The organism is Belnapia sp., assembly GCF_059504005.1.
Genome location: NZ_JCACHU010000008.1, coordinates 1 through 11,938 on the forward strand (window position 1 = coordinate 1; position 11,938 = coordinate 11,938).

General features: G+C 66.6%; 7 protein-coding genes. 3 read left to right on the forward strand and 4 right to left on the reverse strand.

Annotated elements, in window-relative coordinates; all coding sequences use genetic code 11:
• Positions 1-487: 487 nt before the first annotated feature.
• Together AC5JJ1_RS00770 and AC5JJ1_RS00775 are read left to right on the forward strand one after the other, a co-directional pair.
• The gene (locus AC5JJ1_RS00770) at positions 488-4,333 is read left to right on the forward strand and encodes a PAS domain-containing protein (protein WP_495783206.1); all 3,846 of its coding nucleotides are present in this window, start codon (positions 488-490) and stop codon (positions 4,331-4,333) included.
• Positions 4,334-4,625: 292 nt separating this feature from the next.
• Positions 4,626-5,264, forward strand: coding sequence for a response regulator (locus AC5JJ1_RS00775; protein ID WP_495783207.1), 639 nt, complete (start codon positions 4,626-4,628; stop codon positions 5,262-5,264).
• Between the two features lie 18 nt (positions 5,265-5,282).
• Here the strand turns inward: AC5JJ1_RS00775 and AC5JJ1_RS00780 are convergent, their stop codons facing one another.
• The 3 genes from AC5JJ1_RS00780 to AC5JJ1_RS00790 all read right to left on the reverse strand — a co-directional run bounded on the left by AC5JJ1_RS00780 (position 5,283) and on the right by AC5JJ1_RS00790 (position 10,400).
• Complete coding sequence (locus AC5JJ1_RS00780) at positions 5,283-6,368, reverse strand: sensor histidine kinase (RefSeq protein ID WP_495783208.1); 1,086 nt, start codon at positions 6,366-6,368, stop codon at positions 5,283-5,285.
• Entirely contained in the window at positions 6,365-6,853 is a 489-nt protein-coding gene (locus AC5JJ1_RS00785; protein ID WP_495783209.1) for a response regulator, read from the reverse strand. Before AC5JJ1_RS00785 ends, AC5JJ1_RS00780 begins: the two co-directional genes overlap by 4 nt.
• A gap of 100 nt (positions 6,854-6,953) precedes the next feature.
• Positions 6,954-10,400 (reverse strand): PAS domain S-box protein, encoded by a 3,447-nt coding sequence (locus AC5JJ1_RS00790; RefSeq protein ID WP_495783210.1) that lies wholly within the window; start codon positions 10,398-10,400, stop codon positions 6,954-6,956.
• Positions 10,401-10,933: 533 nt separating this feature from the next.
• Here AC5JJ1_RS00790 and AC5JJ1_RS00795 point away from each other — a divergent pair.
• On the forward strand, positions 10,934-11,245 hold the full coding sequence (locus AC5JJ1_RS00795) for an EthD family reductase (protein ID WP_495783211.1): 312 nt from the start codon (positions 10,934-10,936) through the stop codon (positions 11,243-11,245).
• Between the two features lie 250 nt (positions 11,246-11,495).
• On the opposite strand, the gene AC5JJ1_RS00800 is transcribed toward AC5JJ1_RS00795, so the two are convergent.
• On the reverse strand, positions 11,496-11,938 hold a 443-nt coding region (locus tag AC5JJ1_RS00800), incomplete at its 5' end, for a hypothetical protein (RefSeq protein ID WP_495783212.1).

Consider the following 11,938-nt stretch of genomic DNA (forward strand, 5'->3'; position numbering starts at 1 on the left):
GACATTCTCGACAAGGTCCGTCGAGGGAAACAAGTGTTGGAGTCAGAACACTAGGTGTGAAGACCTCTGCGGCTCCTCGAGCTGCGCAACACGCCACATCCACATTGCTTTGAATTTGTTGCGTCACCGTTTGTTGTGGCCGTTGGGGTCCGAAACAGGCAGACACAAGCCGGTATTGCCGCATAATCGCAGCGTGGAAGTGCTGGGCGCGCAAGGGAAACTGTTTGCGTTCAAATGTCTGCCTGCCGGTAACTGTCGCCTGTTCGCTTGATGTGACCCTGCTTCAGCGGCGGATCGCACCTTTCCCATGTTGTATGCTCGTCGGTTGTATGGCTTCTTGGCACAGTTCTAGTTGCGGCAAAGAGACTAGGTTGTGAGGCAGTTAGATGCTGTTCCCCTGGCTGACCCGGGCGACATTGTTGGTGTCGGGCGTCACGGTCGCTTCGGTGGGTTCTGGCCAGTTCGGAACGGCGTTGCCTGCAGCCTGTTGGTAGCCGCCGTCCTGTTCCCGCTGGCCATCGTCGGCGTTTCCGGGGCACTCGAGTGGCGGGACGCCTGGGAAGCTGCCAGCCGCGACCTCATGCGCACATCCGATGCCACGGCCGAGTACGCGGAGCGCATCATCGGCTCGCATCGCCTCGCGGCGGAACTGGTCAACCAAATGCTGGCTGGCCTTTCCGACGAGGAAATTCGGGCGCGTGAGCCCGAGTATCACGAGCGCCTTCGCCAGCTTCTGCCCTCCGTGCCGATGGCGCATACCATCGCGCTCGCCGACCGGGATGCCGTCCTGCTCCTGACCGCCAACGCGCAGCCCGCTCCTCGCGTCTCGCTCGCCGACCGGGAATGGGTGAGGGAGCTGCGCCGGCCTGGCGCGCCGGCGATGCATGTCAGCAGCGTCAACAATGGGCGTATTGACGACAACCTCTTCTTCAGCGTCAGCATTCCGCGCCATGGCACGGGCAATGGACTGGCGGCCGACGCCTTCAACGGCGTGGTCGGCATCTCCGTCAGCCCGGACCGGGTCGCAAATGGCCTGCAAGTGATCACCCGCGCACCCGCCGACGTCATGGCGCTGGTGCGCACGGATGGCGAGGTGCTCGCCCGTTACCCGGCCCTGACGACGAAGCTCCCACCAATCGGCGGGACCAGCCCACTCCGTGCCGCCGCCGCCGCCGGCGAGACCCGCGGGACCTACATGGGCGTTTCCCTCCTCGGGCTGCCGCCGCACACGGCACCCGGGGAGCCGCTTTTGATCGCCTTTCGCCGTCTGGGCGAGGTTCCCGTGTATGCGACGGTTTCGCGACCACGCTCCGCCATCGTGGCGGCTTGGCGCGAGAGGGTGGCCGCGCAACTCGCCGTGGCGATCCCGGCGGCAGCGATCCTCTCCTGGCTGGCGCTCCTCGTCTTACGCGGCCAGCGACGTCTCGCGGCAGGCGAGGCCCGGCTCCGCGCGATGGCCGACAACATCTCCCAGCTCGCCTGGATGGCGCAGCCGGACGGGCACGCCTTCTGGTTCAACCGTCGCTGGTTCGACTACACGGGCACGACGCTGAAGGGCATGGCGGATGGTGGGTGGAGTGCGGTGCACCACCCAGCGCACCTCGACCGGGTGGTCGCCGGCATGCGTCGCTGCTTCGAGACGGGCGAGCCCTGGGAGGACACATTCCCCCTGCGGCGCGCCGATTGCGAGTATCGCTGGTTCCTCTCGCGTGCGGAGCCGATCCGCGACGCGGCGGGCCGCATCACGCTCTGGTTCGGCACCAACACCGATGTCACGGAGCGCGTGGCGGTCGAACGGCGCGACCGCTATCTCCTCGGCCTCGAGGCGAGGCTGCGCGCGGCTGCTACGGCTCGCGAGGCGGTGGACGCCGCCTGTGAGGCGCTCGGGCAGGAACTCGGCTGTCTTTTCACCGGGTTGGGACAGCTGCAGCCGGACCACGAACACCTCCTCGTAGAGAACGAGTGGCGAACGGTCGGGCGGGGCATATCCATCCTCGGCGCCCATCGCGTCGCCGACTACGGCATGGAACGCATTCTCCCGATTTTTCTTGGCGAGGTCGTAGCAGTGGCCGACGTCGAAGCCGACGCTCGTACGGCGGAGGACCCGAGGGTGCGCGCGAGCTACGCCGCGCTGGGCATACGCGCCTCGCTCGACGTGCCGCTCATGCGGTCAGACGAAATGCAGGCCATCCTGTTCGCGGCGCACGCCGAGCCGCACAGCTGGACCGAGGCGGAGATCGCGCTGGCGCAAGAGACCGTGACGCGGGCCTGGCAGGCTGTCGAACGTGCAAGGGCCGAGGCGGGACGCTTGGAGAGCGAAGCGCAACTCGCAGCCGTGCTCGACAACGTGCCAGTCGCCGTGATGCTCGCTGAGGCGCCCTCAGGACGGATCCTCTTTGGCAACCAGGGCGTCGAGCGGCTGTTCCGTCATCCCGTTCGGCACTCTGCTGGGCCCGACGAATATATCGAATGGGAGAGTTACCACGCCGATGGCGGCCGGGTGCAGGGCCGCGAGTATCCGCTCGCCCAGGTGCTGGCGACCGGGCACTCCGCCGAGCTCGAAGTACATTACGCCTGCGGGGATGGGGTGCGGCGCTGGATCCGGATGACCGGCGCGCCGGTGCGGGATGCCGAGGGTCAGCTGACCGGCGCTTTGATGGTCTGCGCCGACGTGGACGCGCAGCGTCGGACTGCCGAGCTGCTCGTGCGCCTGGCCGATGAGCGCGAGGGCGAGGTCGCACGCCTCGGCGCGCGCCTGGGTGCCTGGTTCGAGCACGGCACGGACCACCTCTTCGCCCTACAGGTTGCCGAGGATGGCCGCTTCGAGTTCGAGAGCCTCAATCCCGTGCATGAGCGCGCCACGGGCCTGCTGAGTGCCGACATCCGCGGCAAGACTCCTGCCGAAGTCTTCCCGCCCGAGACCGCTGCCCAGTTAGAGGCGAATTATCGCCGGTGCCTGGAGGTAGGCGCGCCGATCTCCTACGAGGAGCAGCCGGACCTCCCGGCTGGGCCGAAGCTCTGGGAAACCACGCTCGTTCCGGTCCGTGACCCAGCGTCTGGACGGATCGAGATGATCCTCGGCTCCTCGCGCGATGTGACGGAGCAGCGGGGGATGCTCACCCGTCTCGCCCAGGCACAGCGGATCGAGGCGTTGGGCCAACTCGCCGGCGGCATTGCGCACGACTTCAACAATGTACTGCAAGCCGTGCAGGGCGGTGCCAGCCTGATCGAGAAGCGGCCCAACGACCCGAATGGGGTCCGACGCGTCGCGCGCATGGTGTTCGAGGCGGCCGAGCGCGGCTCCGCGATCACCCGTCGCCTGCTCGCGTTCGGGCGACGCGCCGACCTCCGCACCGAGGCGGTCGATGCCGCGGCACTCCTCGCCGACATGCGCGAGATCTTCACCCACACGCTCGGCGCAGGCGTCGGCGTCCGTATGGAGGCGGCACCCGGACTGCCGCCGCTCCTCGCCGACAAAGGCCAACTCGAGACGGTGCTGGTCAACCTCGGCACCAACGCCCGCGATGCAATGAGTGGCAACGGCATGTTGACGCTCGCGGCGGGCCTGGATGTGCGGCGGCAGGACACTCGACTGGCGCTCGCCGGCACTCTCCGGGAAGGGCGCTATATCCGCCTCTCCATATCTGATACGGGCACCGGCATGACGTCGGAGGTGCTGGCCCGCGTAACTGAGCCGTTCTTCACGACCAAGGCGCAGGGTAAAGGCACGGGGCTCGGGCTTGCTATGGCGCGCGGCTTCGCCGAGCAGTCTGGCGGAGGCCTCGACATCCAGACCGAGCCAGGCCGCGGGACCTCCGTCTCGCTCTGGCTTCCCGTTGCGGTCGGTGCTGTCGCTTCCATGCCGGCGATGGCGGAATCTGCAGCCTCGGCAGAAACCGGTCGGCGGGCCACTATTCTCCTGGTCGATGACGAGCCACTGGTTCGCGAACTCACGGCAGAGGGTCTCGAAGGGGCGGGCTTTTCCGTCATCCTTGCCGATGGCGGACCGGCCGCGTTGGCGCTGCTCGACGCCGGTGAGGCGGTGGACATCCTGGTCACTGACCTCTCCATGCCGGGCATGGACGGTATCTCGGTCATACGCGAGGCCCAGCGTCGCCGGCCCGGGCTAGGTGCCATTCTGATGACCGGCTTTGCCGGCAACGCGGCTGAACTTGCCATTGGGGGTGCGGTCAGCGGCACCTTCTCGCTGCTCCGCAAACCGGTCACGGCAGAGCAGCTCGGGGAGCGCGTCGCAGTGTTGCTGGAGGGCGCGTCCTCGATGGGAGGAGAGGGGTTGTCAGAGGCGGACAGTAGGCGGAACGGGCGCCCGTGACAGCACGTTACCGTTGCTGATGCAACCTCCACCTGAGAGCGGTTCGGTTATGCAGCACGCCCCAGAGAGGACTGACGCGGGCCCGATCCAGCCGGACTGCGGCGCGGCGGGAGAGCGTTTGATTGGCGCCCTCGGCATAGCGCTGCCGGGGTCCGGGCGCGGTACATTTCCCCACAGTCAGGCAGCCAATCGCGGATTGCCAAAGGATGCCCAGACCCGTTCCCGATGGGGCCGAGGAAACATTGATTGCGCACAAGGTTATCGAAAGATCCTGGCGGTCACGCCGCCAATAATGGCGGAGCCAGACGGCGAGGAAGGCACGGACTACTTCACGGCCCTGCTGCGCGCGCTTCGGTCTGAGCCGATGGAGCGACGGTCGGCCCTGGCCCTGATCGCTGCAGAGGGGTTGACGCCTGATGAGGCTGGAAACGTTCTCGGCCAGGATGGCGCGGCGGTGCAGCAGCTGGCTGACGCGGCTCGCGATGCAGTGCTGGCGGCCACCCAAGGCCAAGGAGCTCGCATCCTCATTGCCGAGGATGAGCGCATCGCCGCCTTCGAGTTGCGGGAGGTGCTGCGCGGCTTTGGCCACAAAGTTGTGGCGGTTACGTCCACACCCGAGGAGGCCCTCTCCCGTGCCAAGGCCGATCTGCCCGATCTCGCGCTCGTCGATGTCCGACTGAGGGGCGGCAGCGACGGCATCGGGGCGATGAGAGCCATGCATGTAGCTCTGGGAACCCCCGCCATCATTGTCACGGCATTCGGTGACCAACGCGGTCGAGCGGGGGGCGCCGAGCCTGAGGACGGATGCTACGGCTTCCTGCAGAAGCCCTGGGGCGCGGCCGAGTTGCGAGCAGCCGTCGTTGACGCACTCATCCGGATCGCCGCCGAGCGCCTCGCCCGTCGGCACGACGGCGCTATCGACGCGGCCTGAATGCGCCAGCGCGGCCGGTCAGGCGGGTGCGTCCGCGCCCGTTCCAGACGCCAGCTGTTTTAGACGAAGACGGATGCGCGTGCCGCCACCTTCGCGCGGCTCGGCGGCCACCTCCACTTCCGCCTCGATGGCGAGCTCCCGCACCAGGGCCCAGCCGAGCGTGTCAGGTGAGCCCTCACCATCGCCATCTAGCGGCGGTTCTGGGGGCGTAAAGCCCACACCGTCATCCTCGATCCGGATCTCAGACACCGAGCCATCGTCATCAGCGTGCACGCTGACGAGGACCTCGCCGGTGGGACGGTTCGGAAAGGCATGCCGGAAGGCATTCAGCAGCAGCTCGTAGCACATGAGGCCGAATGGGACCGCCCGCTCGACTGGTAGGTCGAGCCGATCCATGCCCTCCAGCCGCACGGAGACGTGGCCATTACCGTGCATCGAACGGAGCGACTCAGCCACGGCATCGAGGTAACCGCGGAAGTTGACACGGAAGAGGTCGTCGGTGGCGTAGATCTTGTCCTGCACGCGGGCGAGGGACTGCACCCGCTCCGCCATGTCGGACAGCACCTGGCGGAAGCGCTCGTTCTCCTCCCGCGCTGCCCGCAGCCGGACCAACGACACCACGAGCTGAAGGTTGTTCTTCACGCGGTGGTGCAGCTCGCGCAGCAACAGGCGCTGCTGCGTCAGCGACTGGCGCAGGTCGCTCTCCGCGCGAACCAATGCCCGCCGGTCGCGCGAACGACCGAGCGCGGCGCGGATTGCCGAGCCGAGGCGCGGCATGTAGCGCCGGCCCTTGGGCACATAGTCGTCGAGGCCGGCCTTCATCGCCTCGACCGCGACTTCCTCATTACCCGAGCCGGTGAACATGATGATCGCAGTACCAGTGTCGGCCTCCTTGAGCCGGTGCGTCACTTTGATGCCATTCGACCAGCGGAGGGCGTAGTCGACAACCGCAAGGTCCACTCGCCCGGCAGCGAGCGCGGCATCCAGCGCCGCTGGGCTGTCCACCTCCGTCACCTCGGCATCCGGAGCCACCGCCTCGACCTCGCGCGCGGCAAGGGAACGGTCGTCGGCGTTGTCATCGATCACCAGCACCCGGGGTTTCACGGAGCTTCTCCTGCCCGATCCCCGGCGGGCAATACGGTCGCCGAGGAGCCCTGGTTCATGACAAGCCAATACAGTTTGAGCGTGCGGACCATCTCGACGAGGGCGTCGGACTTGACCGGTTTGACGAGATAGGAGTTGGCGCCGAGGTCATACGCACGATTGACGTCCGTCATCTGCTGGGACGAGGTCAACACGACGACCGTCAGGCGGCGTGTGGCAGGATTGCCCCGGATCCACTCCAGCACCTCAAAGCCCGAGCGACGCGGCAGCTTCAAGTCAAGCAACACGAGCACGGGCGGCTCGCCGGTTCCCAACGCGCGGACTGCCGCGTCCCCATCGGAAGCGAGGTCTACGCGATTCGAGATGCCCGCCTTCTGGAAGGCGCGACCGATGAGCTCCGCATCATCCGCATTGTCCTCGACCAGCAGGATATGGCCTGCGCTTCCAGTCGGGTTGGTGCGCTCCTCGCTTCGCGTCGCCTCCAATCCCGCTCCCTCCTTACAATGAAAACCACATCATTTGTTCGCCCAGGGTGCCTGGATGGAAGTACCCCGGACAGCGGAAACCCTCGCTCCGGGCGAACGGCTAGGGCGCAGCCGGCAGATCCACCCAGAACCGGCTACCCCGCACCTCATCGGGCCGGGCCTCCAGCCCGGCCGAGCCGCCCATGCGCTCAGCTCCGCGCCGCACGATGGCCAAGCCTATGCCGGTGCCAGGATATACGCTGTCGGAGTGCAATCGTTCGAAAACCCGGAAGACGCGATCTCGGTGCTCGGGCTCGATCCCGACGCCATTGTCTTCCATCCATAGCCGCACGCAGCCAGTGTGGGCCGGAGACGGGCGCTCGGCCCAGACCCTCACCCGCGGCACTTCGCCCCGTGGCACAAACTTCACCGCATTGCCAACCAGGTTGGCGAGCACCTGACGGAGCACCGGCGGGCTGGCCAACACCTCCGGCATCGGCGTCATCACCTCGATGTCGGCTCCACTCCGCGAAACGGCCTCTCCGACATCAGCCAGCGCTCCCGCGATGGCCCCGGCGAGATCGACCGGTCGAAGCGTTACCTCCGCCCGGCTGAGACGGCTATACTCCAGCAAGTCCCCGATCAGGCCATCCATCCGTTGAGCGGCGGCGGCGATCCGGTCCGCGTAACGCCGTCCGCCTGGGCCGAGGCTCTCGGCATGGTCCTCGATCAGTGCCTGCGCAAAACCCTCCATGCCACGGAGCGGTGCGCGTAGATCGTGGCTGACAGTGTACGCGAAGGCCTCCAATTCGGCCACGGTCTCGGACAGGGCATGAGTACGCTCCTCCACGCGCCCCTCGAGTGTCGCTGTGAGTTCGCGAAGCGTGGCCTCGGCACGCTTGCGGGCATCGATGTCGAGAACGGCAATGGAGACGCCCTGCACCGCGCCACCCTCGACCTCGCGCACCGGGTAGTAGCTGGCCAGATAGAAGCGGCGCTCGCCGGGGTGAGCGGGCGTCTCGGTTTCGATCTCGACTTCAGTGATCGGCTGGCCGGTCTCCAACACGCGGCGGATTAGCGGTTCGACATACTCACCTGGGCCCGGGATCACCTCGGACGGAGTGCGGCCGATATGCGCCTCAGCGGGGAAGCCATTGATCGCCGCAAGGCGCGCATTCACGGCCGTGAATTGCAGGTCGCGATCATGGGCAGCGAGACCGACCGGGGCGTTGGCGTAGATTGCGCGCTGCTCGGCCAGTGCGCGGGCCAGCGCGGCTTCGGCCTGCCGGAGCTCGGTGACGTCAGCTGCCATGCTGACCACGAGGCGTCGCCCCTTCTCGTCGCGGCCCACTGGGGCCGAGCCAAAAGACCATACCCGCTCGCCGTCGTGCTTCGTCTGGATCCGGTAGTCGCCCTCACTGAGGCGACGGTTGAGCGTGTAGAGCGTGTCGATATAGCTCCGCAGCGCCTCCTTGCGCTCGCCATAGGCGCGCTCGGTCCAGTCGGCGATAGTGGGGATGTCCTCCGGCCAGCGCCAGCCGCTGAGTTCCTGCCAGGCTTCGCTTGCCTGCATGATCTCGCCGTCCTCCGTATGGAGCAGGATCGGGAAGGGAGCGCTGGCGATGGTGGAGCGCAGCGTCGCCTCGCGTGCAGCCAACTCCTCCCGTGCGCGCCGCTCACCATCGATATCGAGCAGGGCGACGACGCCGCCCACAACCTTGCCCAGTTCGTTTCGGACCGGGCGACCTGTGATACGCGTCCAGGCCCGCGTGCCGTCGCCGCGCTGATAGTGGACGTCGATCGAGGGGTTCTCCTCGCCGGCGAGGGCCATACGGGCCAGCGGGTATTCGTGGCTCGCAACGCGTCGGCCATCTGCATGGAAGGAAACCCACTCGCCGTAGCTGTCGATACCGGGCGAGTGGAGCACGGGATGGCGCAGCATCTCCTCGACGCGGTGGTTGCCGCTGACGATGCGTCCCGAGGGAAGCTCCGCCATGACGAGGCCGACCGGCACTGTTTCAACAATAGTGCGCAACCGCGCCTCGCTCTCGGCTAGGTCTCGCGCCGCGCGACGCCGCTCCGTGACGTTACGGAAGACGATGGCAAAGCGGCCACGCGGCTCAACCGGTGTGGCGAAGACATCGAACCACCGGCCCATCGCCTCCGCTTTCTGCTCAAAGCGGGCGGGCTGCCCATCCAGCGCGACGCGCCCGTAGGTCTCGATCCAATGCTGCTCAAGGCCGGGCACCAGCTCCAGTACGGTACGCCCGACGGCGCCAATCAAGCCGGTCATGTCCTCGAACTGCGGGTTCACCTCGAGGAAGCGGTAATCCACCGGGCGGCCCGCCGTATCGATGATCATCTCGCAGAGGCAGAAGCCCTCGTCGATCGAGGTGAAAAGGGCGCGGAAGCGGCTTTCACGTTCCGCCACTCGCGCCTCGGCCTCCCGGCGCTCGTGCACGTCGAGCATGGTACCAATCCACTCGGTGGCGATGCCAGACGCATCGCGCACCGGCTCGGCCCGTCCCTGGACCCAGCGCCAGGCTCCATCGACCCGCCTGATGCGCAGGTCCAGCTCGAAGCCCTCACCCCGCTCGAGTGCGCGGGAGATTTCCATCTGGACCCGTTCGCGGTCTTCTGGATGGAGGATGAAGGTCCAGTCGGTCGCGCTGACGTCCTCGCCCCGCAAGCCAGCGTACTCCCTGAAGCTGCGGCTCACGAAGCCAATGCTCCGGTCCGGCCGCATGACCCAGGTGAGATGCAAACTGGCCTCGGCCAGGGCATAATAGCGCGCTTCTTCGGCCGAAAGCGCCCGCTCGGCCCGCTCTCGCGCTCCGCGCTGTGCCCGAACAGCGCTGATGCCTGTTAGGACGGCGAGAGTCGTCGCCAGGGCGCCTGCCAGCGCGACGAGGCCAAAAGCGAGGGCGGAGCTGCGATCTCGTTGCGCGATGTTATCCGCCACGCGCCTACGCTGACGCTCGCTTAGCGTAGCGATCTCAGCGCGCAGCGCCTCCATCTGAGCCCTACCGGCGTCGGACAACACCACGCGTAGCGCGCCTTCCCTGTCCTCGGCACGGCGGAGTGCAACGGTCTGGGCGAGTTCAGCGAGTTTTGCTTCCGTTCCGGCGCGGATCGACGTAAGGCGTCCGCCCAACGCTGGGTTGTCGGCCACCAGGTGGCCGAGCCGCTCGATCTCTGCCGGTATTCGTGCTGTGGCGGCCTCATACGGCAGAAGATACCGCTCCTCGCCCGTTAGCAGGAAGCCGCGCTGCCCGGTCTCAGCATCGACAAGACTGCTACGCAGCCCTTCGGCTTGCTCGATCACACGGTTGGTTTCGGCGAGAAGGGCGGAGGCGTTGTCGATGCTGTGGAGTGTCCAGAGGCCGGCACCGGCGCTGAACGTGGCCCCGAGGGCGAGCAGGGCGGGCGCAACCCAGGGCCGCAACCAACGGAAGCCGCTACCCTCCGGTTCCGCTTGACCAAGTCGACGCTTGCGACCCGGAGCTTCTGTCCGGCCCGGAGCGTTTTCCAAGGGCGTTTCTTCATTGTCCGCCATCACAACCTGCACGGGCCATCTCCGAGGCGATCCTACTTCAAGGCAGCCTGGGCATCGCTGGTTCGCCGAAGCCACTCACGCGACGCTTGGTTCTCATACTTCCGTCGTATCGACCGACGCCGAACGAGTGTTGCGAGGCGACCTTCATTGCCCCCTTTGCCGACTGCGGAAGTTCGTTCTTGTACGGTTAGGCATCGAAAGCTGCCCGTCCGCTTCCGGCCAGCCTCAGCCATTCGGCCGGGCGACGAGAGAGACCGCTCAGCGGTCGGATCCGGCGGCACAGCCAACCGCGTCATCCAAATCACACGCGATAAAATACCCCCTTGCCGAAAGTGAAACGGCCCTGCTGCAAGCGGCCGATAGGTCAGAATAAGGCCCCTTTGCCATGCAGCCCAAGGGGCCACCTGGAAACCCCAGCCGATGGGCGGCTCGCCTTTTTAGCCTAGGAGGGTGCAGCGGGTAGAAGGGGCAAAGCCGCGTTGGTCTTGGTGGCGAACTACCGACCAGGATATGCTCCGCAGCCGCAAAGGCGGGAGGAGCGAAGCATGGTTCTAGTAAGCGTTCTCTACCCCAACCAGCCCGGCGCTCGGTTTGACTTGCGCTACTACGTGGATCGGCACATTGCCCTGGTCCGTCAGCGGTGGGACGGAATGGGCCTCACCGAGGTGCGGCTGCTACGCGGAGTTGGCACGCCGGACGGCAGCGCCGCCCCCTACCAGGTGGTCGCGCTGCTCACCTTTGCATCCGCGGATGCACTTCAGCAGGCAGTGACGGCGCACGGGGCGGAGATCTTCGCCGACATCCCCCGCTTCACCGACGTCCAGCCGGTCGTGCAGGTGAACGAAGCCCTGGCGTAGAACGGTCGTAAACCTGCCCAACAGGAGCGGCGTTGTTGGGCTAACGTCCATCAGAAGCACGGTGCGTGTCACACTTCACGGTCGCCTCGCATCACGGGCGGCCGTTTCTTTGCACATCCTCGTTTTGGCAGACAGTTTCACCTACGCCGTCTGGCAGCGGTGGTTGGCGTCAGCTGCTATGCTGCTTGGGTTCCATCATGGCCCCAGAGCCGGCAGATTTGTGGGCGTTTCGCACCAGCAGCGGCATCGGTTAGATCGGTGAGCCGTTGCTGCCTGGTTCCGTCACTTGCACCCCCAGCCGGGCAGCGACGACTTCAAGCAGCGTCACGTCCCCCTCCCGCCACTGCTGCCGGTTCAGCAGAGAAATCGCTTCGGCCGCCGGCATCCCAACAGCGGCGCCAATCTCGGTGGGAGTCGTGATGCCCAGATCGTCAAGCTCGCGGCCAATCGCCAGCCGCAACCGGATGGTCCTCAGCTGATCGGCAGTTCGGCGCCGGCGCTCCTCTGGCGTAATCTTCGGCTTCGCGGGCAGCATCTGATCGGGGGGCGGCAGGTTCATGCCGCGAATGTCGGATGCCGCAGCCATCGGCACCAGCCCACCACGAGCAAAGGGTGAGCGCTGAAGGCCGGCAACTCGATCACATGCGATAAGCACTGCACAGAGCATGCCATCAGACTGGGTCAGGTGCTCCG

Excerpts from the sequence above, each read along its gene's own strand:
- AC5JJ1_RS00775 (WP_495783207.1), top strand. The coding sequence starts at position 4,626 with ATGGCGGAGCCAGACGGCGAGGAAGGCACGGACTACTTCACGGCCCTG.
- AC5JJ1_RS00795 (WP_495783211.1), top strand. The coding sequence starts at position 10,934 with ATGGTTCTAGTAAGCGTTCTCTACCCCAACCAGCCCGGCGCTCGGTTT.